Source organism: Zestomonas insulae, assembly GCF_016901015.1.
In the GTDB taxonomy this organism is placed as follows: Bacteria; Pseudomonadota; Gammaproteobacteria; order Pseudomonadales; family Pseudomonadaceae; genus Aquipseudomonas; species Aquipseudomonas insulae.
Genome location: NZ_JAFEUP010000006.1, coordinates 214,510 through 241,388, shown reverse-complemented (window position 1 = coordinate 241,388; position 26,879 = coordinate 214,510). Strand labels below are relative to the sequence as shown.

Annotated in this window: 21 protein-coding genes; 17 read left to right on the top strand and 4 right to left on the bottom strand. The window is 68.5% G+C overall.

Annotated elements, in window-relative coordinates; translation table 11 throughout:
* Nucleotides 1-266 precede the first annotated feature (266 nt).
* From feaR to paaN, 4 genes are all read right to left on the bottom strand, one after another.
* Nucleotides 267-1,184 carry a transcriptional regulator FeaR gene (gene feaR, locus JQX08_RS19655; protein WP_205350114.1) on the bottom strand — a complete coding sequence of 306 codons (918 nt, stop codon included), beginning with the start codon at nucleotides 1,182-1,184 and terminating at the stop codon, nucleotides 267-269.
* A gap of 162 nt (nucleotides 1,185-1,346) precedes the next feature.
* A complete protein-coding gene (paaX, locus tag JQX08_RS19650; protein WP_205350113.1) occupies nucleotides 1,347-2,270 on the bottom strand; it encodes a phenylacetic acid degradation operon negative regulatory protein PaaX in 924 nt (307 codons plus the stop codon).
* Between the two features lie 91 nt (nucleotides 2,271-2,361).
* Nucleotides 2,362-2,958: a phenylacetic acid degradation protein PaaY gene (gene paaY / locus JQX08_RS19645; protein WP_205350112.1), complete on the bottom strand. Its 597-nt coding sequence runs from the start codon at nucleotides 2,956-2,958 to the stop codon at nucleotides 2,362-2,364.
* Nucleotides 2,959-2,968: 10 nt separating this feature from the next.
* On the bottom strand, nucleotides 2,969-4,654 hold the full coding sequence (paaN, locus tag JQX08_RS19640; protein WP_205350111.1) for a phenylacetic acid degradation protein PaaN: 1,686 nt from the start codon (nucleotides 4,652-4,654) through the stop codon (nucleotides 2,969-2,971).
* A 394-nt stretch (nucleotides 4,655-5,048) separates the two neighbouring features.
* Between paaN and paaF the strand changes: the two genes are divergently transcribed.
* The 17 genes from paaF to putA all read left to right on the top strand — a co-directional run bounded on the left by paaF (nucleotide 5,049) and on the right by putA (nucleotide 26,705).
* The gene (paaF, locus tag JQX08_RS19635) at nucleotides 5,049-5,822 is read left to right on the top strand and encodes a 2,3-dehydroadipyl-CoA hydratase PaaF (protein ID WP_205350110.1); all 774 of its coding nucleotides are present in this window, start codon (nucleotides 5,049-5,051) and stop codon (nucleotides 5,820-5,822) included.
* A gap of 42 nt (nucleotides 5,823-5,864) precedes the next feature.
* Nucleotides 5,865-6,656 carry a 2-(1,2-epoxy-1,2-dihydrophenyl)acetyl-CoA isomerase PaaG gene (gene paaG / locus JQX08_RS19630; RefSeq protein WP_205350109.1) on the top strand — a complete coding sequence of 264 codons (792 nt, stop codon included), beginning with the start codon at nucleotides 5,865-5,867 and terminating at the stop codon, nucleotides 6,654-6,656.
* Between the two features lie 3 nt (nucleotides 6,657-6,659).
* Nucleotides 6,660-8,177, top strand: a complete 1,518-nt coding sequence (paaH, locus tag JQX08_RS19625) for a 3-hydroxyacyl-CoA dehydrogenase PaaH (protein ID WP_205350108.1) — start codon at nucleotides 6,660-6,662, stop codon at nucleotides 8,175-8,177.
* Nucleotides 8,170-8,613, top strand: a complete 444-nt coding sequence (gene paaI, locus JQX08_RS19620; RefSeq protein ID WP_205350107.1) for a hydroxyphenylacetyl-CoA thioesterase PaaI — start codon at nucleotides 8,170-8,172, stop codon at nucleotides 8,611-8,613. Before paaH ends, paaI begins: the two co-directional genes overlap by 8 nt.
* The gene (gene pcaF, locus JQX08_RS19615; RefSeq protein WP_205350106.1) at nucleotides 8,606-9,811 is read left to right on the top strand and encodes a 3-oxoadipyl-CoA thiolase; all 1,206 of its coding nucleotides are present in this window, start codon (nucleotides 8,606-8,608) and stop codon (nucleotides 9,809-9,811) included. Before paaI ends, pcaF begins: the two co-directional genes overlap by 8 nt.
* Nucleotides 9,812-9,888: 77 nt before the next feature.
* Entirely contained in the window at nucleotides 9,889-11,202 is a 1,314-nt protein-coding gene (gene paaK / locus JQX08_RS19610; protein ID WP_205350105.1) for a phenylacetate--CoA ligase PaaK, read from the top strand.
* A 155-nt stretch (nucleotides 11,203-11,357) separates the two neighbouring features.
* On the top strand, nucleotides 11,358-11,714 hold the full coding sequence (locus JQX08_RS19605; protein WP_205350104.1) for a DUF1428 domain-containing protein: 357 nt from the start codon (nucleotides 11,358-11,360) through the stop codon (nucleotides 11,712-11,714).
* 460 nt (nucleotides 11,715-12,174) lie between these two features.
* On the top strand, nucleotides 12,175-13,167 hold the full coding sequence (gene paaA / locus JQX08_RS19600) for a 1,2-phenylacetyl-CoA epoxidase subunit PaaA (protein WP_205350103.1): 993 nt from the start codon (nucleotides 12,175-12,177) through the stop codon (nucleotides 13,165-13,167).
* Nucleotides 13,168-13,194: 27 nt separating this feature from the next.
* Nucleotides 13,195-13,476 (top strand): 1,2-phenylacetyl-CoA epoxidase subunit PaaB, encoded by a 282-nt coding sequence (gene paaB / locus JQX08_RS19595; RefSeq protein ID WP_205350102.1) that lies wholly within the window; start codon nucleotides 13,195-13,197, stop codon nucleotides 13,474-13,476.
* An 8-nt stretch (nucleotides 13,477-13,484) separates the two neighbouring features.
* A complete protein-coding gene (gene paaC, locus JQX08_RS19590; RefSeq protein ID WP_205350101.1) occupies nucleotides 13,485-14,246 on the top strand; it encodes a 1,2-phenylacetyl-CoA epoxidase subunit PaaC in 762 nt (253 codons plus the stop codon).
* Nucleotides 14,233-14,766 (top strand): 1,2-phenylacetyl-CoA epoxidase subunit PaaD, encoded by a 534-nt coding sequence (gene paaD / locus JQX08_RS19585; protein WP_205350100.1) that lies wholly within the window; start codon nucleotides 14,233-14,235, stop codon nucleotides 14,764-14,766. The genes paaC and paaD overlap by 14 nt, the downstream gene beginning before the upstream one ends.
* A gap of 168 nt (nucleotides 14,767-14,934) precedes the next feature.
* Complete coding sequence (gene paaE, locus JQX08_RS19580; protein WP_205350099.1) at nucleotides 14,935-16,011, top strand: 1,2-phenylacetyl-CoA epoxidase subunit PaaE; 1,077 nt, start codon at nucleotides 14,935-14,937, stop codon at nucleotides 16,009-16,011.
* Between the two features lie 306 nt (nucleotides 16,012-16,317).
* Entirely contained in the window at nucleotides 16,318-18,369 is a 2,052-nt protein-coding gene (gene paaZ / locus JQX08_RS19575; protein WP_205350098.1) for a phenylacetic acid degradation bifunctional protein PaaZ, read from the top strand.
* A 413-nt stretch (nucleotides 18,370-18,782) separates the two neighbouring features.
* Nucleotides 18,783-20,105: an amino acid permease gene (locus JQX08_RS19570; RefSeq protein ID WP_205350097.1), complete on the top strand. Its 1,323-nt coding sequence runs from the start codon at nucleotides 18,783-18,785 to the stop codon at nucleotides 20,103-20,105.
* The gene (locus JQX08_RS19565) at nucleotides 20,098-21,378 is read left to right on the top strand and encodes an aspartate aminotransferase family protein (RefSeq protein ID WP_205350096.1); all 1,281 of its coding nucleotides are present in this window, start codon (nucleotides 20,098-20,100) and stop codon (nucleotides 21,376-21,378) included. Before JQX08_RS19570 ends, JQX08_RS19565 begins: the two co-directional genes overlap by 8 nt.
* Nucleotides 21,379-21,387: 9 nt before the next feature.
* Entirely contained in the window at nucleotides 21,388-22,410 is a 1,023-nt protein-coding gene (locus tag JQX08_RS19560; protein WP_205350095.1) for a phosphotransferase enzyme family protein, read from the top strand.
* 356 nt (nucleotides 22,411-22,766) lie between these two features.
* Nucleotides 22,767-26,705, top strand: coding sequence for a trifunctional transcriptional regulator/proline dehydrogenase/L-glutamate gamma-semialdehyde dehydrogenase (putA, locus tag JQX08_RS19555; RefSeq protein ID WP_205350094.1), 3,939 nt, complete (start codon nucleotides 22,767-22,769; stop codon nucleotides 26,703-26,705).
* Nucleotides 26,706-26,879 lie beyond the last annotated feature (174 nt).

Genomic DNA, 26,879 nt, shown 5'->3' with positions numbered 1-26,879 from the left:
GTAGGCGCGAATTCATTCGCGATCAGGTGCGGGCATCGCGACGCATCCCTGCCTACCCAGAGTTATAGGCCAAAAGCACGCCGGCCCGCGCAAGGCGGACCGGTGGTGTGGATACGCCCGCGCGACTCAGCCCGTAGGATGGGTTGAGCCTGCGATACCCATCGCAGCGGATTGATGGGTATTGCTGCGCTCGACCCATCCTACGCATGACCCCGCCCGAAACGACCGAGCCCGCGCAATGGCGGGCCCGGAGCGTGGAGCGCGACTCAGTGCTGGTAGCGCTTGCGGTACTCGCCCGGCGACACGCCGAAGCGCGCCTTGAACGCGGTGGAGAAGTAGCTGGAGTCGGAGAAGCCCCAGGAGTAGCCGAGCGCGGAGAGCTTCTGCTCGGCGCTGTTGAGGCGCAGCGATTCGGCGCAGAAGTCCAGGCGGCGGTTCTTGATGTACTGCGCGACCACCAGACCCTTCTTGGAGAACATCCGGTACAGGCCGCGCACCGACACGCCGACTTCGCGGGCCAGCAGTTCCGGGCACAGCTCTTCCGAGCGGATGTGCTCGTCGATGAACGACAGGGTCTTGCGGAACAGCCGCTCGTGCACGTCGACGTCGCCGTCGCAGTTGCTGATCGCCGGGCGCAGCAGGCTGACGATGGCCTCCAGGGTGGCTTCGCTTTCGTGCTGGCTGAGGCTGTTCTGCCGCGTCGCCTCGAGGATCAGGCGATTGGTCAGCACGGCGATCGGCGAGCTGGCGGAGATCTTCTGCGCGCAGCGCACGTGGCCGTAGCGTTGGCTCTGCTCGACCAGGTGGCGCGGCAGGATCAGCGACAGCTGGCGCGAGTTGTCGCTGTAGGTGAAATCGCTGGGCAGCGTGGCATCGATCAAGGTGATGTCGCCGGGCGCCAGGCTGACGCGATTGCCGGCCTGTTCCATGCTGGCGTGGCCCTGCAACTGGAAGGCCGCGAAGAAGTGCTTGCCCTCGCTCTGCTCGACCTCGCGGCCGGTGCGGTACAGGCGCGCCTGAGCGACGTCGACGAAGCTCAGCTTGATCGCGCCGGACTTGTGCTCGCGCACCGCGCCGGAAAACTCGGAGCCGAGGGTGGAGGCGCAGAAGCGCCCGCAGACTTGATTGATCCGCTGCAGCCATTCGTCGAAACGATCGGCGCGCAGTGCATTTGCAGTGGCCATGGCTTTGTGAGCCTCACGCATCTTTTTATTGTGGTTATGGCCGACGGTTGGCGGCCACCCGGTCACTCTCTTCCTCCAGCGCCATCCTTGCAACCCGCCTCCGACGGGCAATCTCCGCGTTCAAGCCGACGCTTCTGGGTGGAAGCGCGCGGCGCAGACGCTCTAGTTGAGCCCGCCGAACCTTCGGTAGTAGCTCTCGCCGACTTCCGGCAACGGACCGTCGGCGGTCTCCAGCGAGCGGTTCAGCCATTCCTCGGCTTTGGCATGGATCAGGCGATAGATATTGCGGCACAGCTGCCGCGCCGCACGCCCTTCCCAATCACCGGGCAGCAACTCGTCAGGGAGTTGCGGGTCGCGCAGCAACAGCTTGCGGTATTCGTGAATTAGCAGGGTTCGTGCCAGGAAACAGTCGGCCGGCTGCAGGTTGTCCTGCTCGCGCAGTACCTGCCACAGCGGGCGGAACAGCTGGATGAATTCGCTGTAGTGGGCGGCCAGTTCTTCGATGTTCCAGCTCTCGCGCACCTGCATGCGCAGGGCCTTGGAGGCCAGCACGTCCTGCGCGGAGGTGTCGAAGAGGATGGTGTCCTCGAGCACCTCGAGGTCCTGCAGGGTGGCGGTGACATCGACCCGCTCACAGCGCGGGCAGGCCAGCACCACCGGCGAAATCGCACCAAAACCTTGCCACTCGAGTTCCTCGCGCACCTGTTTGCGCTTGTCCTGCGGCAGCTGGGTGAGCAGCGCCAGGGTCCAGGAACCGTCCCAGGCCGGCAGCGCGGAGCTGTACACACGCTTGAAGGCCTTCTCGAAACGCCGCCGGCCGGTGCCGGTCAGGCTGTAATAGCTGCGGCGGCCGACCTTCTCGGCGGTCAGCCAGCCTTCCTTGGTCAGGCGGAAGATCGAGGTGCGGATCAGCCGCTCGTTGATGCCGATCGGCTCGAGCAACTGGATCAGGCTACCCAGCCAGACCGTGCCGCCGTGCGGCTCGATGGCATCGCCATAGAGGGTGATGATCAGCGAACTGGCGCGGACCGGGGTCTGCTGCTGGAAGCGGGTGATCAACTGGCTGAGGGGGGCGAGGGACGTCATGGGCGTTCCGGGCATGAAAGTGCAGCGGAATATACCCGCCGGGCGCCAGGCCTGGCCATTGGGGAAACCTTCAGACCACCCGTCGGCCGGCTCATTGCGCCTCGCCCTTCGGTCGGAAGCTGCTTGCGCTGATCCGCGGACGCCCGGCCTCGACTGCGCTAAGCGGCTCGCAGGCGACCAGGCTCTGGGCGCAGCGCTGGGCGAGCAACTGGTACTCGCGAGTACCGGCCTGCTTCCAGGCGATCTCCTCGTCGCTCATGCGGCGCTTGACCGCCGCCGGCGAGCCGAGCACCAGCGATTGCTCGTCGCACTGGAAGCCGGCCTTGACGAAGGTTGTGGCGGCGACGAACGAGCGCGCGCCGATCTGCGCCTTGTCCATCACCACCGCATTCATGCCGACCAGCACGTCGTCGCCAATGCGGCAGCCGTGCAGCACCGCGCCATGACCGATGTGGCCGTTGCGGCCGACCACCGTGTCGCTGTCCGGGAAGCCGTGCATCACGCAGGTGTCCTGAATATTGGCGCCCTCCTCCAGCACGATGCGCCCGAAGTCGCCGCGCAGGCTGGCCAGCGGGCCGACGTAGCAACCGGCGCCGATGATCACGTCACCGATCAACACCGCCGTGGGGTGCACGTAGGCGGTGGGATGCACCACCGGGGTCAGGCCGTCGAGGCTGTAGCAGGTCATGGCCGGTTGCTCACTGCGCCGCGTGCCGGCGGCTCTGCACGGTGACGAAACGCCGGCTGACGAACGCGCCGTCGCTGATCGAGGCATTCGCCGCCGGGTTGCCGCCGGTGGCGTGGAAGTCGCTGAAGGCTGCCGACTGGTTGACGAACACGCCGCCGTCGAGGTTCACCGACAGCGCCACCGCGACGTCCTGGGCCAGCGCTTCGGCCTGGTCGAGGAAGGCTTCGTCGGTGGAATACACGCCGAGGGTCATCGCGCCCTTGGCGGCGATTACCTCGCGGGCCACCTGCAGGCTGTGTGCGCTGTCGTCGGTGGCGATCAGAAAAGCGATCGGGCCGAAACGCTCTTCCGCGTAGGCGGCGCGCTCGCTGGCGTCGACCTTGAGCAGCAGCGGCGTGCGCACCCGCGCGCCGGGGAATTGCGGGTGCTCGCGCACCTCGCTGTCGAGCAGCACTTCGCCGAGCGCGCGGCAGGCGTCGATGCGCGCCGCGGTGGCCTCGGACTGGATGGCGCCGAGCACCGCGCAGGCACGCTCGTTTTCGGCGAGGAAACCTTTGACCGCCCCTGCGAGGGTCTCAGCGACCTGTTCAAAGCTGAGCTGTTCGTCACCGTTGCGAATGCCGCCGCGCGGCACATAGATGGCCTGGGTGGTGGTGCACATCTGCCCGGAATACAGGCTGAGGGAGAACGCCAGGTTCTTCGCCACCGCCTTGAGGTCCGCGGTGCTGTCGATGATCACCGTGTTGATGCCGGCCTTCTCGGTGAACACCTGGGCCTGCAGCGCGTGCTGCTCCAGCCATTCGCCGAAGGCGTTGGAGCCGGTGAAGTCGACCAGTTTGACGCGCGGATCGAGGGCCAGCTGCTGGGCCACCGGCGACTCGGGGGTGTCGACCACCAGGCTGACCAGCGCCGGGTCGAAGCCCAACTCGGCGAGCACGTCCTGGGCGACCTTGACGCTCATCGCCACCGGCAGGATCGCTCCCGGATGCGCCTTGACCAGCACCGGGTTGCCGGTGGCCAGGCTGGCGAACAGGCCCGGGTAGGTGTTCCAGGTCGGGAAGGTCGAGCAGGCGACCACCAGCGACAGGCCGCGCGGCACGATGTGCCAGCGCTTGTCGAGTTGCAGCGGCTCGCCCTTGCCCTGCGGCTTGACCCAGCGCGCCGCCTGCGGCACTTCGGCCATCGCTCGCCAGGCGTAGGCCACGGCTTCCAGGCCGCGGTCCTGGGCATGCGCGCCGCCGGCCTGGAAGGCCATCATGAAAGCCTGGCCGGTGGTGTGCATCACCGCGTGGGCCAGCGTCGGGCTCAGCGCATTGAGGCGCTGGAGGATTTCCAGGCAGGCGCCGACCCGCGCCTGCGGACCGGCATCGCGCCAGGCCGGCAGCGCCTGCTGCTGGCGGGCGAGCAACTGCTCGGCGTCGTACTGGTCGTAGCTGACCCCGAGGTCGAAGCCATACGGCGAACGCTCGGCGCCAGCGCGGCCGACCGGCGCCGGACCGTGCAGTTTGAAATGCTGATTGAGCAGCGCCTCGAAGACCGCCTGCGCGCCCTGCACCGCCGCTTCCGGATACTGCTTGAGCTGCTCGCTGTAGGGCGACCAGTAGCCACGCTCGGCGATGGCCTGCACTGCGCGGTCGAGCGTGGCGCGGTGGTGGTCGAACAGTTCCAGGGCGGCGCGAGTGGCGGCGGACGGCATAGCGGGATTCCTCGAAAACACGGCGAACGGGACAAAGCTGCAGAAAGCGATGCACCGAAGTGGATTTTCTGTATCACAACGCTTTTTTATCGAGAAGTAAAGCAGTGCGTATCGGAATAGCTAGCCAGATGAGCGCTACAGCATGGCTAACACCGCGCACAATCCGCTCAAGCACGCACCCTGCAAGGCCTGAGAACACTATTAGGCAGAGCCATAGCGCACCCTTCGAGCGAATTATAGGACACATAAATTACAATTTAATCTTGTTGTTCTGTATCGCTTTGTGGCTATACTCGAAAAAACACGGCCTGACACCCACTCTAAACGGGTGCCCTGCCGCGACGACCCATAATGAGCCGGCCACCCAAGCCGCGTGCAGCCTGAGGAGCGTTCGATGCCTCGCACCCTTACCGTTCTTGCCCCCGAAGCGGGCGTGCGCCTGATCACCCTGCAGCGACCGGAAGCGCTGAACGCCCTGACCAGCGAACTGCTCGGCGAGCTGGCGGCCGAACTGGAGCTCGCCGAACGCGACCCGGAGACCCGCGCCGTGGTGCTCACCGGCAGCCGCAAGGCGTTCGCCGCCGGCGCCGACATCAAGGAGATGGCCGAGCGCGACCTGGTCGGCATCCTCAATGACCCGCGCGTCGTCCACTGGCAGCGCATCGCCGCCTTCTCCAAGCCGCTGATCGCCGCAGTCAACGGCTTCTGCCTGGGCGGTGGCTGCGAGCTGGCAATGCACGCCGACATCCTTATTGCCGGTGAAGACGCGCGCTTCGGCCAGCCGGAAATCAACCTCGGCATCATGCCCGGCGCCGGCGGCACGCAACGCCTGCTGCGCGCGGTCGGCAAGTCGCTGGCCATGCAGATGGTGCTCACCGGCGAGGCCATCGACGCGCGCTTCGCCCAGCGCGCCGGACTGGTCAGCGAAGTCACCCAACCGGAATTCACCGTCGAGCGCGCCACCGCGATCGCCCGCCTGATCGCCCAGAAGGCGCCGCTGGCGGTGCGCCTGGCCAAGGAAGCGCTGCTCAAGGCGCAGGACACCGACCTGGCCAGCGGCCTGCGCTTCGAGCGCCACGCGTTCACCGTGTTGGCCGGCACCGCCGACCGCCAGGAGGGCATCGCCGCCTTCCAGGCCAAGCGCCGCCCCGTATTCACCGGCCAGTAAGCCTGGCCACCTATTCCGTCGTTATCCATAGAGCGCCCTGCCATGAATTACGAGCACATCCTGTTTGTCATCGAGGACGGCGTCGCCACCCTCAGCCTCAACCGCCCCGAGCAACTCAACAGCTTCAACGCCGCGATGCACGGCGAAGTGCGCGACGCGCTCAAGCAGGTACGCCAGAACCCCGAGGTGCGCGTGCTGTTGCTCACCGGCGAGGGCCGCGGCTTCTGCGCCGGCCAGGACCTCGGTGACCGCAACGTCGCTCCGGGCGCCGCCGCACCGGACCTCGGCGAGTCCATCGAACAGTTCTACAACCCGCTGATCCGCGCCCTGCGCGACCTGCCGCTGCCGGTGATCTGCGCGGTCAACGGCGTCGCCGCCGGCGCCGGGGCGAACATCCCGCTGGCCTGCGACCTGGTCCTCGCCGCGCGTTCGGCGAGCTTCATCCAGGCGTTCTGCAAGCTCGGCCTGATCCCCGATTCCGGCGGCACCTGGACCCTGCCACGCCTGGTCGGCAGCGCCCGCGCCAAGGCGCTGATGCTGCTCGGCGAGCGCCTGAGCGCCGAACAGGCCGAACAGTGGGGCCTGATCTACCGGGTGGTCGACGACGCCGAGTTGCGCAACGAAGCGCTCAAGCTGGCCCGTCACCTGGCCACCCAGCCGACCTACGGCCTGGCACTGATCAAGCGCAGCCTGAACGCCAGCCTGAGCAACAGCTTCGACGAGCAACTCGACCTCGAGCGCGACCTGCAGCGCCTGGCCGGGCGCAGCGAGGACTACCGCGAGGGCGTCAGCGCCTTCATGGAAAAACGCACCCCGACCTACAAGGGACGCTGAGCGATGAGCGCACTCGACCGCAGCACCGTCGTCGCCGTGATCGGCGCTGGCGCCATGGGCGCCGGCATCGCCCAGGTGGCGGCGCAGGCCGGCCATCCGGTGAAGCTGCACGACACCCGCCCGGGCGCCGCCGCCCAGGCCATCGACGGTATCGACCGGCAGCTCGGCAAGCTGGTGGAAAAGGGCAAGCTCAGCGCCGAGGCGCGTGCTGCCACGGTCGCGCGCCTGCAGCCGGCCGACGCCATCGAGGCACTGGCCGATGCCGGCCTGGTAATCGAGGCGATCGTCGAGAACCTCGAGGTCAAGCGCGGCCTGCTGCGCCAGCTGGAAGCGCTGTGCAGCGCCGAGTGCATCCTCGCCAGCAACACCTCGTCGCTGTCGATCACCAGCCTGGCCGCCGGCCTCGCCCACCCCGAGCGGGTGATCGGCATGCACTTCTTCAACCCGGCGCCGCTGATGGCGCTGGTCGAAATCGTCTCTGGCCTCGCCACTCCGCGCGCGCTGGCCGAGCGGCTGTACGCCACGGCGAGCGCCTGGGGCAAGCAGCCGGTGCACACCAAATCCACCCCCGGTTTCATCGTCAACCGCGTGGCCCGGCCGTTCTACGCCGAGAGCCTGCGCCTGCTGCAGGAAGGCGCCGCCGACTGCGCGACCCTCGACGCGCTGCTGCGCGACGCTGGCGGCTTCCGCATGGGCGCCTTCGAGCTCACTGACCTGATCGGCCACGACGTCAACTACGCGGTGACCTGCTCGGTGTTCGCCGCCTACTACGGCGACTTCCGCTTCCAGCCTTCGCTGATCCAGAAGGAGCTGGTCGACGCCGGCCGCCTCGGACGCAAGAGCGGTCACGGCTTCTATAGCTATGCCGAGGGTGCCGAACGCCCGCAACCGGCCGAACTGAGCAGCGCCGCGACCATCGACAGCTGCGTGGTGGAAGGCAGCCTCGGCATTGCCGAGCCGCTGATCCAGCGCCTGGCGGATGCTGGCGTCAAGGTCGTGCGCCGTGATGGCTGCGGCCTGCTGCGCGTCGGCGATGCGGTGCTGGCGCTGTCCGACGGTCGCCTGGCCAGCCAGCGCGCCCAGGACGACGGCCTACGCAATCTGGTGCTGCTCGACCTGGCGCTCGACTACGCCAAGGCCGGCCGCCTGGCCATCGCCTGCGCCGCCGACACCAGCGCCGCCGCCCGCGACCAGGCCGTCGCCTTGCTGCAGCGCGCCGGGCTGAAGGTCAGCGCGCTCGCCGACCTGCCCGGCCTGGCCGTGCTGCGCACCGTGGCGATGCTCGCCAACGAAGGCGCCGACGCGGTGCTGCAGGGCGTCGGCAGCGCCGCCGACATCGACCTGGCGATGCGCGCCGGGGTCAATTATCCGCAGGGCCCGCTGGCCTGGGCCGATGCCATCGGCCTGCCGGCGGTGGTCAGCGCGCTCGCCAACCTGCAGGCGGCCTACGGCGAAGAGCGCTACCGCCCGTCGCTGCTGCTGCGCCGCCTGGTCGCCGAAGGACGCAACTGCCATGACTGATCCGCAGAACCTCGCCAGCGCCTGCGCCGAGGCCATGTTCGCCCGCGACCAGGCCAGCCAGCGCATGGGCATGCGCCTGCTCGGCGCCGGCCCGGGCCGCGCGCAGGTGGCCATGCAGGTCCGCGAGGAAATGATCCAGGGCCACGGCACCTGCCACGGCGGCTACCTGTTCGCCCTCGCCGACTCGGCGTTCGCCTTCGCCTGCAACAGCTACAACGACGCCTGCGTGGCGATCGGCTGCAGCATCGATTACGTCGCCCCGGCGCGCCTCGGCGACACCCTCACCGCGCACGCCAGCGAGCAGAGCCGCAGTGGCCGCACCGGCAACTACGACGTGCGCATCGACAACCAGGACGGCCAGCTGATCGCCCTGTTCCGCGGCAAATCCTACAAAGTGCGCGGCACCGTGCTGGCGCAGGAGACCCCGAATGAATGACGCCCTGATCATCGACGCCATCCGCACGCCCATCGGTCGTTACGCCGGCGCCCTCTCCAGCGTGCGCGCCGACGACCTTAGCGCCATCCCGCTGAAGGCCCTGCGCGAGCGCCACCCGCAGCTGGACTGGAGCGCCATCGACGACGTGATCTACGGCTGCGCCAACCAGGCCGGCGAAGACAACCGCAACGTCGCGCACATGGCTTCGCTGCTCGCCGGCCTGCCGGTCAGCGTGCCGGGCACCACCCTGAACCGCCTGTGCGGCTCCGGGCTGGACGCGGTCGGCAGCGCGGCGCGGGCGATCCGCTGCGGCGAGGCCGGGCTGATGATCGCCGGCGGCGTCGAATCGATGTCGCGCGCGCCCTTCGTGATGGGCAAGTCCGAGCAGGCCTTCGGCCGCAGCGCGGAGATCTTCGACACCACCATCGGCTGGCGCTTCGTCAACCCGGCGATGCAGGCGCAGTTCGGCATCGACTCGATGCCGGAGACTGCCGAGAACGTCGCCGCGCAGTTCAACATCGCGCGCGCCGACCAAGACGCCTTCGCCCTGCGCAGCCAGCACAAGGCCGCCGCCGCGCAGGCCAGCGGTCGCCTGGCCAAGGAAATCGTCCCGGTGGAAATTCCCCAGCGCAAAGGCCCGGCGAAACTCGTCGAGCACGACGAGCACCCGCGCGGCGACACCACCCTGGAGCAGCTGGCCAAGCTCGGCACGCCGTTCCGCAAGGACGGTAGCGTCACCGCCGGCAACGCCTCGGGCGTAAACGACGGCGCCTGTGCGCTGCTGCTGGCCAGCCCGGCGGCCGCCCAGCGCCACGGCCTGAAGGCGCGCGGCCGGGTGGTCGGCATGGCTACCGCCGGTTGCGAGCCGCGCATCATGGGCATCGGCCCGGTGCCGGCGACCCGCAAGGTGCTGGAGCTGACCGGCCTCAGCCTGGCCGACATGGACGTCATCGAACTCAACGAAGCCTTCGCCGCCCAGGGCCTCGCTGTGCTGCGCGAGCTCGGCCTGAGCGACGACGACGCGCGGGTCAACCCGAACGGCGGCGCCATCGCCCTTGGCCACCCGCTGGGCATGAGCGGCGCGCGCCTGGTCACCACCGCGCTGCACGAACTGGAAGAACGCCAGGGCCGCTACGCGCTGTGCACCATGTGCATCGGCGTCGGCCAAGGCATTGCCCTGGTCATCGAACGGATCTGACGACCCCAAGCACGAGGGGTATGCTGCCCCTCACACTCACCGCCTGCGGGCGGCACAAGAACAATTCGAGTGAAGCCATGAATATGCCGATTACCACCACCCAGCTCGATCCGATGGAAACCGCCAGCATCGATCAGCTCCGCCAGCACCAACTCGAGCGCCTGCGCTGGAGCCTCAAGCATGCCTACGCCAACGTGCCGCTGTACAAGCAGCGCTTCGACGCGCTGGGCGTGCACCCGGACGACCTGAAAAGCCTGGATGACCTGGCCAAGTTCCCCTTCACCGGCAAGAACGACCTGCGCGACAACTACCCCTACGGCATGTTCGCCGTGCCGATGCACGACATCGTGCGCCTGCACGCCTCGAGCGGCACCACCGGCAAGCCGACGGTGGTCGGCTACACGCAGAACGACATCGACACCTGGGCCAACGTGGTGGCCCGCTCGATCCGCGCGGCCGGCGGCCGGCGTGGCGACAAGGTGCACATCTCCTACGGCTACGGGCTGTTCACCGGCGGTCTCGGCGCGCACTACGGTGCCGAGCGCCTGGGCTGCACGGTGATCCCGATGTCCGGCGGGCAGACCGAGAAGCAGGTCCAACTGATCCGCGACTTCCAGCCGGACATCATCATGGTCACCCCCTCGTACATGCTCAACATCGCCGACGAGATCGAGCGCCAGGGCCTCGACCCACACAAGCTGGCGCTGCGCCTGGGCATCTTCGGTGCCGAGCCGTGGACCGCCGAGCTGCGCCACGCGGTCGAGGAGCGCATGGGCATCACCGCGCTGGACATCTACGGCCTGTCGGAAATCATGGGCCCGGGCGTGGCCATGGAATGCGCCGAGACCAAGGACGGCCCGACCGTCTGGGAAGACCACTTCTACCCGGAGATCATCGACCCGGTGACCGGCGAAGTGCTGCCCGACGGCGAGCTGGGTGAGCTGGTGTTCACCTCGCTGTCCAAGGAGGCGCTGCCGATGATCCGCTACCGCACCCGCGACCTGACCCGCCTGCTGCCAGGCACCGCACGGCCGATGCGGCGCATCGACAAGATCACCGGGCGCAGCGACGACATGCTGATCATCCGCGGCGTCAATGTGTTCCCCACGCAGATCGAGGAGCAGGTGCTGAAGATCAAGGAGCTCGCCGAGGTCTATGAACTGCACCTGCAGCGCACCGGCAACCTCGATAGCATCGAGGTGCACGTCGAGCTCAAGCACGGCCTGGAGCACCTCGACGAGGATCAGCAGAAACTGATCGGCAACGAGCTGGGCAAGCAGATCAAGACCCACATCGGCATCAGCGCGCGCGTGCTGATCCAGCCCTTCCACGCCCTCAAGCGCTCGGAAGGCAAGGCCTGCCACGTGTTCGACAAGCGTCCCAAGGCCTAAGTCCCACGCTGCACGGCCCCGCTTCGGCGGGGCTTTTTTTTGCCTGCGCGCGGCAAGCGCAGCGGCCGCTGGTCGGCGCGCGACGCCGCGGCTGTCGATCTGCGCTGCACTGGATCGACTGCTAGACAGCCCCCCACCCGCAGGAGACTCCCCCCATGAACTACATCGACGGCTTTGTGCTCGCGGTGCCCACCGCCAAGCGCGAGCAATACACCGAACTGGCCCGCACGATGGCCGTGCTGTTCAAGGAGCACGGCGCGCTCAGCGTGGTCGAGTGCTGGGGCGACGATGTGCCGGAGGGCAAGGTGACCTCCTTCCCGATGGCGGTGAAACGCCAGGATGATGAAACCGTGGTGTTCTCCTGGATCACCTGGCCGTCACGCCAGGTGCGCGACAGCGGGATGAAGAAGGTCATGGAGGACCCACGGATGAAACCGGACGCCAATCAGGCGATGCCCTTCGACGGCCAGCGCATGATCTTCGGCGGCTTCCAGGTGATCGTCGACGCGTGAGCCGCCCGGCAGCGTCGCCGATGCGGCGCTGCCGACTCATAAGACACGCATATAGCGATACATAACATTCTTTGTATCGTATTTCGCGACACCTGAGCGCACCGGCGCATCCCCGCAACCGCCCTGCCCCAGCCCCCGCTCGCCATGCACCGGCGCCGCTCAGCCGCCCTGCCATTCTCCCGCTATTACCTGCCAGCCAAACGCCTAAACGCAGGCAAATAGCGGCCTGCAGACAGCATTCCACGCGCACCACCACCGCCTGCCAGCCGCCCTTTCGCGCCCGGCACGGCCATCCCGCGAACGGTGCTTATAGCCGTGCCATCGAGCAAGCCCGTTGCGATGCGATACAAAAACAATAACCGACACACTATTTAGTGTTTGATATTTGTTTTTGTATCATTTAAAAATACAGCCATGGCCAAGGCCTCCCGAAGAACCTATGCAAGGCTGGAGACGCAGCATGTACGCACAACTGGTTGAGACCGGCGTTAAGCGGGTCAAGGCGCTGGACGAGATGTCCCCCGAGGAGCGCGCCTTCCAAGAGAAGATCGACGCCGAGATCAAGATCGAAGCGAAGAACTGGATGCCGGACGCCTACCGGCAGACCCTGATCCGCCAGATCTCCCAGCACGCCCACTCCGAGATCGTCGGCATGCTGCCGGAAGGCAACTGGGTGACCCGCGCGCCGAGCCTCAAGCGCAAGCTGCAGCTGATGGCCAAGATCCAGGACGAGGCCGGCCACGGCCTGTACCTGTACAGCGCGATGGAAACCCTCGGCGCCGACCGCGACGAAGAAATCGCCAAACTGCACAGCGGCAAGGCCAAGTACTCGAGCATCTTCAACTACCCGACCCTCAGCTGGGCCGACATGGGCGCGGTCGGCTGGCTGGTCGACGGCGCGGCGATCGTCAACCAGGTGGTGCTGCAGCGCACCTCCTACGGCCCCTACTCGCGGGCGATGATCCGCATCTGCAAGGAAGAGTCCTTCCACCAGCGTCAGGGCTACCAGCTGCTGCTGACCATGATGAAAGAAGGCACCGCGGCGCAGCAGGAGATGGTCCAGGACGCGATCAACCGCCTGTGGTGGCCGGCACTGATGATGTTCGGCCCGAGCGACGCCGACTCGCCGAACAGCGCGCAGTCGATGGCCTGGAAGATCAAGCGGCAGAGCAACGACGAACTGCGCCAACGCTTCGTCGACCAGACCGTGCCGCAACTCGAGCTGCTCGGCTGCACCGCGCCGGACCCGCACCTGAAGTGGAACGCAGAGCGCGGCCACTACGACTTCGGCGAGATCCAGTGGGAAGAATTCTACGAAGTGCTCAAGGGCAACGGCCCGTGCAACGTCGAGCGCGTCGCCACCCGCCGCAAGGCCATCGAGGACGGCGCCTGGGTCCGCGAAGCCGCGGTCGCCTACGCCCGCAAACAACAAGCCAAGCGCGACGCCGCTTGATACGCCCCTGATCTGGAGAGTCCCGCCATGTCCGAATGGACCCTGTTCGAAGTCTTCGTGCGCAGCAAGCACGGCCTCAACCACAAGCATGTCGGCAGCGTGCACGCCGCCGATGCGCCGATGGCCATCGAGAACGCCCGCGAGCTGTACACCCGCCGCAACGAAGGCGTGAGCCTGTGGGTGGTGCCCTCGGCGCTGATCACCGCCTCCTCGCCGGACGAGAAGGACCCGCTGTTCGTGCCCTCGGAAGACAAGGTCTACCGCCACGCCAGCTTCTACGAGCTGCCGGCCGAAGTCGGCCACATGTGAGGCCCGTGATGAATCCGAATTCCGATCTGATCGAATACCTGCTGCGCCTCGGCGACAGCGCCCTGATCCAGGGCCAGCGTCTGTGCGAATGGTGCGGCAAGGCCCCGGCCCTGGAAGAAGAGCTGGCGCTGATGAACGTCGGCCTCGACCTGGTCGGCCAGGCGCGCAACTGGCTGGACTACGCCGCCGAGCTGCTCGCCGACGGCCGCGACGCCGACCACCTGGCGTTCCGCCGCGACGAGCGCGCCTACCGCAACCTGTTGCTGGTCGAGCAACCGAACGGCGACTACGCGGTGACCATCGTCAAACAGTTCCTCTTCGACGCCTGGCACTTCCAGGTGCTGCACGCGCTGAGCGACTCCAGCGACGCGCGCATCGCCGGCATCGCCGCCAAGGCGCTGAAGGAAGTCACCTACCACCTGCGCCGCTCCGGCGAGTGGGTCGAGCGCCTCGGCGACGGCACCGAGGAAAGCCACCGGCGCATGCTGGCGGCGATCGAGCAGGTATGGCGCTTCACCGTCGAACTGGCGGCGGGCGACGAGCTCGAGCAGCGCCTGGCCGACGCCGGTGTCGCCGCGCAACCGGAAGCGATCGCCAGCGCCTGGCGCGCCAAGGTCGCCGACACCTTCGCCCGCGCCACCCTGCCAGTGCCGGCACCGGCCAGCCACTTCTACCTGAGCGGCCGCCGCGGCGTGCACAGCGAGCACCTCGGCGCCCTGCTGGCCGAAATGCAGTTCCTGCCGCGAGCCTACCCCGATGCGACCTGGTGAGCTGATCGCCAGCGACCGTGGCGCGCGCCCGCTGCAGAGCGGCGACCTGGCGCAGGCCTGGGCGGTGCTCGGCGCGGTGATGGACCCGGAAGTGCCGGTGGTCAGCGTGGTCGACCTCGGCATCGTCCGTGGCCTCGACTGGCAAGCCGGGCACCTGCACGTGGTGGTCACCCCGACCTACTCCGGTTGCCCGGCCACCGAGGTGATCGAGCAGGACATCGCCGAAGCGCTGGAGCAGGCCGGCTTCGCCGCGCCGCAGCTGGAGCGCCGGCTGACCCCGGCGTGGACCACCGACTGGATCAGCGCCGACGGCCGCGAAGCCCTGCGCGCCTACGGCATCGCCCCGCCGGCCGGCAGCACCAGCAAGCGCAGCCTGCTCGGCGAGCCCGCCGAGGTGTGCTGCCCGCAATGCGGCAGCGCGCACACCGAGCGCCTCAGCGAATTCGGCTCGACCGCCTGCAAGGCGCTGTATCGCTGCGTCGAGTGCCGTGAACCTTTCGACTACTTCAAGTGCATCTAGGAGGACGAAAACAAACTACTGCGCTCGGCCATGCGTCGTTGGAAGCGGCCTCGGAATGCTCATTTACAACTCGTAAACTGCGCTTCCTCGGCCCCTTCCGCCTAGCCTGACCTTCGCTCGCTACGTTTGTGTTCGCCCTCCACGCGGTTAAACCGCCGGAGAACAACAATGAGCAAGTTCCATAGCCTGAAGATCAAAGAAGTGCGCCCGGAGACCCGCGACGCGGTGTCGATCGCCTTCGACGTGCCGGCCGAGCTGGCCACCGATTTCCGTTTCACCCAGGGCCAGCACCTGGTGATGCGCACCCAACTGAACGGCGAGGAAGTGCGCCGCTCCTACTCGATCTGCACCGGGGTCAACGACGGCGAACTGCGCGTGGCGATCAAGCGCGTCGCCGGCGGGCAGTTCTCCGCCTATGCCAACGACAGCCTCAAGGCCGGGCAGAGCCTGGAAGTGATGCCGCCGTCCGGGCACTTCTTCGTGCCTCTGGATGCCGCGCGCCACGGTCGCTACCTGGCGGTCGCTGCCGGCAGCGGCATCACGCCGATCCTGTCGATCATCAAGACCACCCTGGAAAGCGAGCCGCACAGCAGCTTCGCCCTGCTCTACGGCAACCGCTCGAGCAACGCCGCGCTGTTCCGCGAGCAGCTCGAGGACCTGAAGAACCGCTACCTGCAGCGCCTCAACCTGATCTTCGTGTTCAGCCGCGAGCAGCAGGACGTCGACCTCTACAACGGTCGCATCGACGCCGACAAATGCGCCCAGCTGTTCGGCCGCTGGCTCGACGTGCAGGCGCTCGACGCCGCCTTCATCTGCGGCCCGCAGGCGATGACCGAGACGGTGCGTGACCAGCTCAAGGCCAACGGCATGCCGGCCGAGCGCATCCACTTCGAACTGTTCGCCGCCGCCGGCAGCAGCGAGAAGCGCGAAGCGCGCCAGGCCGCCGCGCAGATCGACAGCGCGAAGAGCCAGATCACCGTGATCAGCGACGGCCGCGAGCTGAGCTTCGAGCTGGCGCGCAACAGCGTCAGCGTGCTCGACGCCGGCAACGAACACGGCGCCGAACTGCCCTACTCGTGCAAGGCCGGGGTGTGCTCGACCTGCAAGTGCAAGGTGGTGTCCGGCGAGGTGGAGATGGACAGCAACTTCGCCCTCGAGGACTACGAAGTGGCGGCCGGCTACGTGCTGTCCTGCCAGGCGTACCCGATCAGCGACAAGGTGGTCCTCGACTTCGACCAGCTGTAAGCGCACGGCCCGCGCCAGACGCCCCCTCTCCCTCCGGGAGAGGGCTGGGGTGAGGGGAGTCCGCCGCCAAGTACACCGCTCCACCCTGTTTACGGTTCGGCACCCCTCAGCCCGGCCCACCCGGCCGCCGCTGCCGCCGCACCACCCGGCGCTCCGCGCCAGCCGCGTACGGCCTTGCGCCGTGCGCACCGCCCGGGTTCACGAGACCGGGGCGGCGCTCTTTTCGACCGGGTTTGGCGGCAGCGCCAGGCCCTTGATCGCAGCGCCCCAGACGACTGGAGCGCGCCCCTTTTTCGGAGACCCGTCATGGCTCAACCCACCCTGCAAAGTTTCATCGGCGGCCGCTGGATCGGTCAGCACGGCGCCCAGACCCTGCGCAGCGCACTCAACGGCCAGCCCCTGGCACGCACCCACGAGGAAGCCCTGGACTTCGCCGAGGCGGTGGCCCATGCCCGCCAGCGCGGCATCGCCGAACTGATGGCGATGGACTTCCAGCAGCGCGCCGCGCGCCTCAAGGCACTCGGCAAATACCTGACCGAACGCAAGGAACAGCTCTACGCGCTGTCCCACCACAGCGGCGCGACCCGTGCCGACAGCTGGATCGACATCGAAGGCGGCGCCGGCACCCTGTTCGCCTACGCCAGCCTGGGCAGCCGCGAGCTGCCGTCCGGCAACCTGGTCCACGAAGGCCCGGCGATCCCGCTGGGCAAGACCGGCAAGTTCGCCGGCAGCCACATCCTGGTGCCGCGCGGCGGCGTCGCCGTGCACATCAACGCCTTCAACTTCCCGATCTGGGGCATGCTCGAGAAGTTCGCGCCGAGCTTCCTCGCCGGCATGCCGTGCATCGTCAAACCGGCCACCGCAACCAGCTACCTGACCGAAGCCGCGGTGCGCCTGATGGACGAATCCGGCCTGCTGCCGGCCGGCAGCCTGCAGCTGATCATCGGCGGCACCGGCGACCTGCTCGACCGCCTGCAGGGCCAGGACGTGGTGACCTTCACCGGGTCGGCCGACACCGCCGCCAAGCTGCGGGTCAACGCCAACCTGGTGCGCAACTCGATTCCGTTCAACGCCGAAGCCGACTCGCTGAACTGCGCGATCCTCGCCCCGGAGATCACCCCGGACGACGAGGAGTTCGACCTGTTCGTCAAGGAAGTGGCCCGCGAGATGACCACCAAGGCCGGCCAGAAGTGCACGGCGATCCGCCGCGCCATCGTCCCGACCAAGCACATCGACGCCGTGGCCGAACGCCTGCGTGACCGCCTGGCCAAAGTCGTGGTCGGTGATCCATCTGTAGAAGGTGTGAAGATGGGCGCCCTGGCCTCGCACGCCCAGCAGGCCGACGTCGCCGAGCGCGTCGAGGCGCTGCTGCAATCCAGCGAACTGCTGTTCGGCGCGAAGGACGGCTTCGCCCCGCGCGGCGAGGGGGTCAATGACGGTGCGTTCTTCGCCCCGACCCTGCTGCGCAGCCGCGACCCGCACGCCGAGGGCGGCGCCCACGACATCGAGGCGTTCGGTCCGGTCAGCACCTTGATGGGCTACGACGACCTCGACGAAGCCATCGCCCTGGCCGCCCGCGGCAAGGGCAGCCTGGTCGCCAGCCTGGTCACCAAGGACCCGCGCGTCGCCGCCAAGGTGGTGCCGGCCGCTGCCGCGCTGCACGGCCGCCTGCACATCCTCGACCGCGAATCGGCGGCCGAATCCACCGGCCACGGCTCGCCGCTGCCGCAACTCAAGCACGGCGGCCCGGGCCGCGCCGGCGGTGGCGAGGAGCTCGGCGGCCTGCGCGCGGTCAAGCACTACCTGCAGCGCACCGCGGTGCAGGGATCGCCGAGCATGCTGATGGCGGTCACCGGCGAGTACGTGCGCGGCGCCAAGGTCATCGAGACCGAGGTGCACCCGTTCCGCCGCCACTTCGAGGACCTGCAGATCGGCGAGTCGCTGCTCACCCACCGACGCACCGTCACCGAGTCCGACTTGGTCAACTTCGGCTGCCTGTCCGGCGACCACTTCTATATGCACTTCGACGAGATCGCCGCCAAGGACTCGCAGTTCGGCAAGCGCATCGCCCACGGCTACTTCGTGCTGTCGGCCGCCGCCGGGCTGTTCGTCTCCCCCGGCGTCGGCCCGGTGCTGGCCAACTACGGCCTGGACACCCTGCGCTTCATCACCCCGGTAGGCATCGGCGACACCATCCAGGCGCGCCTGACCTGCAAGCGCAAGATCGACCAGGGCAAGATCAGCCCAAAAGGCGAGCCGCAAGGCGTGGTGGCCTGGGACGTCGAGGTGACCAACCAGAACGGCGAGCTGTGCGCCAGCTACGACATCCTCACCCTGGTGGTGAAGCGCAACGCCTAAACCGCTTCAAGCGTGTCCCTTGCGACCGGCCCCAGGGCCGGTCTTTTTTTTGCCTGCCGGGTGCGCGGCAGTGGGCGATAAACGCACAACTGGCAAGCACAGCCAAGCATTTGGCAAGCAGGCAAAAGGCCCGAGCCAGAGCCTGCGCCTAGTATCGAGCACAACGGCAGACGACCGCTGGTCGCCTGCCCCGTCACCGCGTTTCGCCCCAAGCACCGCTCTGGAGGTTTGAACCATGCCGGCCCCCTTCGCTCACCGCGCCGCGTCCTGCGTCGCCCCGCCCCGCCACTCGCGCCGGGCCACCCGAACACCGCTGCTGCCCGGCTAGGCGTCCCGCCGGCCTGCGCAGCGCTGCACGCTAAGACACACCGACGAACAACAATAAATCGGCCCTCGGGCCGCGGGAGATGCTTGTGCTGAAGAAAAGTACGTTGGGCTGGGCCCAGGTGGCCGGCCTCGGAGTCGCGCTGGTGGTAGCTGGACAGTTTTCCGGCTGGAACTACGGCCTGGCCGCCGGCGGCTGGCTGAACATGCTGGTCGCCACGCTGCTGATGGCCCTGCTGTGCGGCGGTCTGGCGCTGTGCGTGGCCGAGCTGTCGACCGCCATGCCCAGCGCCGGCGGGGTGTTCTCCTACGCGCAGACGGCATTCGGGCCCTTCGTCGGCTACCTGGTCGGGGTCGCCTGCGCGCTGGCCCTGACCATCGGCACCGGCGCCGCGGCGACCTTCATCTGCGCCTACAGCGAGTCGATCTTCGGCCTCGGTGGCTGGCCGGTGAAGCTCGCCCTGTTCGCGGTGATCATCGGCATCCACATGCGTGGCGTCGGCGAGGCGATGGGCCTGACCCTGATCGCCGGGCTGGTCGCGGTGGTCGCCCTGCTGGTGTTCGGCGCGGCGATGGCGCCGCACGTGCAGCTGGCCAACCTGCTCGTCATGCCCGCCGACGCCGGTGCGGCGCTGAGCCTGGGCGGCGTCTTCGCCTGCGTGCCGTTCGCCATCTGGCTGTTCATCACCGTCGAGCAGAGCGGTTCGGCCGCCGAGGAAGCCAGTGATCCGGGGCGCACCATGCCGCGCGGCATCCTCGCTGCGGTCGCCACCCTGGTGGTCACCGCGCTGGTGGTGCTGGTCTGCGCGCCGGGCGCCGGCGGTGTGGCGCTGGTCGGTGCAGCGGGCGATCCGCTGTACGCGGCAATGAGCAGCAACAACGTCTACGGCGAGTCGTCGTGGCTGGCCAAGGTGATCGGCTGCGGGGCGATCTTCGGCCTGATCGCGACCTTCTTCTCGCTGGTCTACGCCGCGTCCCGGCAGCTGTTCGCCATGGCCCGCGACGGCCTGTTCCCGCAGTGGCTGGCGAAGACCGGCGAGCGCGGCACGCCCTACCCGGCGCTGCTGCTGATCGGCGCCATCGGCCTGCCGCTGTCGGTGGTCGACCCGGCCACCGTGATGCTCGCCGTGGTGCTGCTGCTCAACGTCGGCTACCTGTTCATCTTCGCCGCCTACCTGCACATCCGCCGCAGCCAGCCCGACCTGGCGCGGCCGTTCCGCCTGCCCGGCGGCCAGCTGATCGCCGGTTTCGGCCTGCTGCTGACCCTGGCGGTGATCGCCGCCTGCTTCCAGCTCGACATGCTGATGCTGATCGGCCTCGGCGTCACCCTGGTGCTCTGCATCGCCAACTTCCTTGTGCGCAGCCAACTGTCCGGCCGCGCCGCTGTCCTCGAGAGTCCCGACCATGCCTGAACTCAGTCTCCTGCAACGCCGCCAACGCGTGCTCGGCAGCCAGTCCCCGCTGTTCTACGACAAGCCCCTGCACCTGGTACGCGGTGAAGGTGTGTGGCTGTACGACGCCGACGGGCGCCGCTACCTCGACGTCTACAACAACGTGCCGTGCGTCGGTCACTGCCACCCGCACGTGGTCGCCGCGATGCACCGCCAGGCGGCGACCCTGAACATCCACACGCGCTACCTCGACGAGCACATCGTGCGCTACGCCGAGCGGCTCACCGCGACCTTCGATGCGCCGCTCGACACGGTGATGTTCACCTGCACCGGCAGCGAGGCCAACGAGCTGGCGCTACGCCTGGCGCGCTTCGCCAGCGGCGGCACCGGGATCATCGTCAGCAGCTACAACTACCACGGCAACTCGGCCTCGCTGGCCGAGGTGACCACCGCGCTGCCGTCGCCCGAACCGTTCGCCGCGCATGCCCGCGCGGTGCCGATTCCGTGCCTGTACCAGGCAGCGCCCGGCACCAGCGAGGAGCAGCTGGCCGAGCAGTACGCGGCCAAGGTCGCCGAGGCGATTGCCTCGCTCAAGGCCCAGGGCCTCCGCCCGGCGGCGCTGCTGATCGACACCCTGTTCGCCAATGAGGGCCTGCCGCGCGTGCCGGCCGGCTTCGTCAACAAGGCCGTGGCGCTGATCCGCGAGGCCGGCGGGCTGTTCATTGCCGACGAGGTGCAATCCGGCTTCGCGCGTACCGGCGAGCACCTGTGGGGGCACCAGGCGCACGCCGTGGTGCCGGACATCGTTACCCTCGGCAAGCCGATGGGTAACGGCTACCCGCTGGCCGGGCTGGTGACCCGCAACGAGCTGGTCGAGGCGTTCGGCCGCAGCGCGCTGTACTTCAACACCTTCGGCGGTTCGCCGGTGGCCGCCGAGGTGGGCATGGCGGTGCTCGACGTAATCGAGAACGAGCAGTTGCTGGCCAACGCGCGCAACGTCGGCGCCTACGTGCAGCAGGGTCTCGAACGCCTGGCCGCCAAGCACGCGCTGATCGGCGACGTGCGCGGCAAGGGGCTGTTCTTCGCCGCCGAACTGGTCCGCGACCGGCAGACCAAGGAGCCGGCCGGCCTCGAGGCGCGCCGGGTGGTCAACGACATGCGCGAGCGCGGCGTGCTGATCAGCAAGATCGGCGCCGGCGACAACATCCTCAAGCTGCGCCCTCCGCTGGTGTTCGGCCGCGAGCACGCCGAGCTGTTCATCGACACCCTGGACGCCGCGCTCAGCGCGCTGTGAGGAAGGCCCATGAGCGAATTCCACAGCCTCAGCCACGACCAGCAAGTCGCCAAACTGCATGAGCTGGCGCAGCGCGCCCTGCAACACTGGGACGGCGAGTTCCAGACCGTGGAACTGGTCAAGTACCGCGAGAACGCGGTGTTCTCCGCCTGGCGCGCCGACGGCCAGCGCGTCGCCCTGCGCATCCACCGCAACGGCTACCACTCCGAGGCCGCGCTGCGCTCCGAGCTGCAGTGGATGGAGGCGCTCGGCGCGCACGGCATCACCGTGCCGCAGCTGATCCGCGCCCGCGACGACCGGCACCTGATCGAAGTGCTCCACGAGGACATCGGCGAGCCGCGCCACATCGACATGCTCGCCTGGCTGCCGGGCGCCACCGCCGGCACTTCCGAGCACGGCGTGCAGGCCGACGCGGCGATCGATTTCCTATTCGCCGAGGCCGGCGCGCTGGCCGCACGCATCCACCGCCACGCATCGCAGTGGCAGCAGCCCGACGAATTCGTCCGCCACGCCTGGGACGAGGACGGGCTGATCGGCGCCGAGCCGTTCTGGGGGCGCTTCTGGGAACTCGAAGGGCTCAGCGACGCACAACGCAACCTGCTGCTGCGCGCGCGCCGCACGGCGCGCAGCGACCTGCGCCGCTACGGCCGCACGCTGGACAACTTCGGCATGATCCACGCCGACCTGGTGCCGGAGAACCTGCTGATCGAAGGCGCGCGGCTGCGGCTGATCGACTTCGACGACGCCGGCTTCGGCTGGCACATGTTCGAGCTGGCCACCGCGCTGTACTTCTGCCTCGACGACCCGCGCTACGCACAGATCGAACAGGCGCTGCTCGACGGCTACCACGCGGTCAAACCGCTGAGCGCCGCCGACCGCGCCGCCCTGCCGCTGTTCCTGATGCTACGCGGCACCACCTACCTGGGCTGGATCCATACCCGCCAGGGCACCCAGACCGCCCGCGAGATGGCGCCGATGCTGATCGAGCGCGCCTGCCAGCTGGCCGAGGCCTACCTGCACCACCAGGCCTGAGCCACGGCGCGCCGGCCTGCGGGCCGGCGCACCCTGCCCCCTTAGCCACCCGCCCGCCCGACGACTGCCGCCGGGCGGGCGGCGTGCGCGTCTATGCTTTCCCCAGCGCTGCTTGCCCGCCGTTGCGCGACATCGCCGACCGCGGGTTGCACCTGCTCGCCGCGCGGCTAGCGCCTGCCTGCCGCCGCAGCGCGTGGCGGCGGCCCGGCGCTGCGCCAGGCGTCCGGCGAGCCTGTTAGCGCATACAGGTTGCAACCCTTCGTCCGAGCACAGGTTGCACCTAGTTGCACCCGATACTTTTCCGGGTTTACTCTCCGCCGGCTTTTGCGCGCACCACCACCGACAGGACAACGACAATGGCCACCACCACCCTCGGCGTAAAACTCGACGACGCCACCCGCGACCGCCTCAAGCAAGCGGCGCAGACCCTCGATCGCACCCCGCACTGGTTGATCAAGCAGGCGATCTTCAGTTACCTCGAGCAGGTCGAGGGTGGTCTGACCCCGGCGGAGCATTCCGGTCTGGCGGCCGTCGCCGGTGAGGAAGCGGTCGACGCGCTGAGCGAGCAGGGTCTGCAGGTGTTCCTCGACTTCGCCGAAAGCATCCTGCCGCAGTCAGTGCTGCGCGCGGCCATCACCGGCGCCTACCGCCGCCCGGAAACCGAGGCGCTGCCGATGCTCCTCGAGCAGGCGCGACTGCCCAAGGCGCAGGCCGAGGCAACCCAGCAGATGGCCCTCGGCATCGCCGAGAAGCTGCGCAACCAGAAGACCGCCAGCGGCCGCCAGGGCCTGGTGCAGGGCCTGCTGCAGGAGTTCTCGCTGTCCTCGCAGGAAGGCGTGGCGCTGATGTGTCTGGCCGAGGCGCTGCTGCGCATTCCGGACAAGGCCACCCGCGATGCGCTGATCCGCGACAAGATCGCCAACGGCAACTGGAGCCAGCACCTCGGCCAGAGCCCGTCGATGTTCGTCAACGCCGCCAGCTGGGGTCTGCTGATCACCGGCAAGCTGGTCGCCACCCACAACGAGGCCGGCCTGTCCTCGTCGCTCAACCGCCTGATCGGTAAGAGCGGCGAGCCGGTGATCCGCAAGGGCGTGGACATGGCCATGCGCCTGATGGGCGAGCAGTTCGTCACCGGTGAAACCATCGGCGAAGCGCTGGCCAACGCCTCGACCATGGAGAGCAAGGGCTTCCGCTACTCCTACGACATGCTCGGCGAAGCGGCGCTGACCGAAGACGACGCCAAGCGCTACCTGGCCTCCTACGAGCAGGCCATCCACGCCATCGGCAAGGCCTCGCACGGGCGCGGCATCTACGAAGGCCCGGGCATCTCGATCAAGCTCTCGGCACTGCACCCGCGCTACAGCCGCGCGCAGTACGAGCGGGTGATGGACGAGCTGTACCCGATCCTGCTCGGTCTGACCAAGCTGGCCAAGCAGTACGACATCGGCCTGAACATCGACGCCGAGGAAGCCGACCGCCTGGAAATCTCCCTCGACCTGCTCGAGCGCCTGTGCTTCGACCCGGCACTGGCCGGCTGGAACGGCATCGGCTTCGTCATCCAGGCCTACCAGAAGCGCTGCCCGTACGTGATCGACTACGTCATCGACCTGGCCAAGCGCAGCCGCCACCGCCTGATGATCCGCCTGGTCAAGGGCGCCTACTGGGACAGCGAGATCAAGCTGGCCCAGGTCAACGGCCTGGAAGGCTACCCGGTGTACACCCGCAAGCCGTACACCGACATTTCCTACATCGCCTGCGCGCGCAAGCTACTCGCCGTGCCGGAAGCCATCTACCCGCAGTTCGCCACCCACAACGCCCACTCGCTGTCGGCCATCTATCAGCTCGCCGGGCAGAACTACTACCCCGGCCAGTACGAGTTCCAGTGCCTGCACGGCATGGGCGAGCCGCTCTACGAGCAGGTGGTCGGCAAGGTCGCCGACGGCAAGTTCAACCGCCCGTGCCGCATCTACGCACCGGTCGGCAGCCATGAAACGCTGCTTGCCTACCTGGTCCGTCGCCTGCTGGAAAACGGCGCCAACACCTCGTTCGTCAACCGCATCGCCGACCACAGCATCTCGCTCAAGGAGCTGGTCCTCGACCCGGTGCTGCAGGTCGAGCAGATGGCCGCCCAGGAAGGCGGGGTCGGCCTGCCGCACCCGCGCATCCCGCTGCCGCGCCACCTGTACGGCTGCGCGCGGGTCAACTCGAGCGGCATCGACTTGGCCAACGAACACCGCCTCGGTTCGCTTTCCTCGGCGCTGCTGTCGTCCACCAACACCGACTATGTGGCGCTGCCGATGCTCGGCGGCGACACCCCGGCGCCCGGCCCGGCCGAGCCGCTGCGCAACCCCGCCGACCACCGCGATCTGGTCGGCCACGTGCATGAAGCCAGCGCCGCCGACGTGCAGAACGCGATCCTCTGCGCCCAGGCCAGCGGGCAGATCTGGCGTTCGACCCTGCCGGGCGAGCGCGCCGCGGTGCTGGAGCGCGCCGCCGACCAGATGGAGGCGGAAATCCAGCAACTAATGGGCCTGCTGGTCCGCGAGTCGGGCAAGACCTTCGCCAACGCCATCGCCGAAGTGCGCGAGGCGGTGGACTTCCTGCGCTACTACGCGGCGCAGGCACGCGATCACTTCAGCAACGACAGCCACCGCCCGCTGGGCCCGGTGGTGTGCATCAGCCCGTGGAACTTCCCGCTGGCGATCTTCAGCGGCCAGGTTGCCGCCGCGCTGGCCGCCGGCAACACCGTGCTGGCCAAGCCGGCCGAGCAGACCCCGCTGATCGCCGCCCAGGCGGTGCGCATCCTCCGCGACGCCGGCGTGCCGGCCGGTGCCGTGCAGCTGCTGCCGGGCCGCGGCGAAACCGTCGGCGCCCAGCTGGTCGGTGACGAGCGCGTGCGCGGGGTGATGTTCACCGGTTCCACCGAAGTCGCCGGCCTGCTGCAGCGCAACATCGCCGGGCGCCTCGACGCCCAGGGCCGCACCATCCCGCTGATCGCCGAAACCGGCGGCCTCAACGCGATGATCGTCGACTCCTCGGCGCTCGCCGAGCAGGTGGTGATCGACGTGGTCAACTCCGCCTTCGACAGCGCCGGCCAGCGCTGCTCGGCGCTGCGCGTGCTGTGCGTGCAGGCCGACGTCGCCGAGCGGGTCACCGAGATGCTCAAGGGCGCCATGGCCGAATACACCATGGGTTCGCCGGAGCGCCTCAACGTGGACATCGGCCCGGTGATCGACAGCGAAGCCAAGGGCAACATCGAACGCCACATCCAGGCAATGCGCGACAAGGGCCGCAAGGTCTTCCAGCAGGTGCGCAGCAGCGCCGACGAGATCAAGCGCGGCACCTTCGTGCCGCCGACCCTGATCGAGCTGGACAGCTTCGACGAGCTCAAGCGCGAGATCTTCGGCCCGGTGCTGCACCTGGTGCGCTACCAGCGCGCCGAGCTGGACAACCTGCTGCAGCAGATCAACGACAGCGGCTACGGCCTGACCCTCGGCGTGCACACGCGCATCGACGAGACCATCGCCCAGGTGGTGGACAGCGCCAACGTCGGCAACCTCTACGTCAACCGCAACATCGTCGGCGCGGTGGTCGGCGTGCAGCCGTTCGGCGGTGAATGCCTGTCCGGCACCGGCCCGAAAGCCGGCGGCCCGCTGTACCTCTACCGCCTGCTGGCGACCCGCCCGAACCACGCGGTGGCCGAGCAGCTGCGCGGCGAGCAGGTGCACGTCCTGGAGCGCCCGGCCGAGCTGGAGAAGGCGCGCAGTGCCCTGGCCAGCTGGGCCGGCAAGCACGAGCCGGCGCTGGTCGCCCTCGGCGAGCAGTACGGCGCGCTGTCGCAGAGCTACACCAGCCACGTGCTGAACGGCCCGACCGGCGAGCGCAACACCTACACCCTGCTGCCGCGCGAACGCGTGCTGGGGCTCGCCGAGGAGCGCAGCGACCTGCTCGTGCAGCTCACCGCGATCCTCGCCGTGGGCGGCCGCGCGCTATGGCTGGAGAGCCAGCGCGAGCTGTTCGCCAGCCTGCCCAAGGACGTGCAGAAGCGCATCGACCTGGTCGCCGACTGGGCGAGCAGCGAGCTGGCCTTCGACGCCATCCTCCACCACGGCGACTCCGACCAGCTGCGCGCGGTATGCCAGCAGGCCGCCCAGCGCCCCGGAGCGATCGTCGGCGTGCACGGCCTCAACAAAGGCGAGACCGACATCCCGCTGGAACGCCTGCTGATCGAGCACGCGCTGAGCGTCAACACCGCCGCGGCCGGCGGCAACGCCAGCCTGATGACCATCGGCTGAACCCGCGCGCACCACGTTCCGCCGCCTGCCGGCGGAGCGCGGTGCGCCGCGGTTAACTGAGCACCCGCCGCCGTCGCCTTACTCAGGAGACGCGGTACACCAAGCGGCCTTGGCCGCTGCACCCGACGCGCGAGACGGCCCTGCCGCCCCGCCGCCGGCGTCGCACACCGGCTT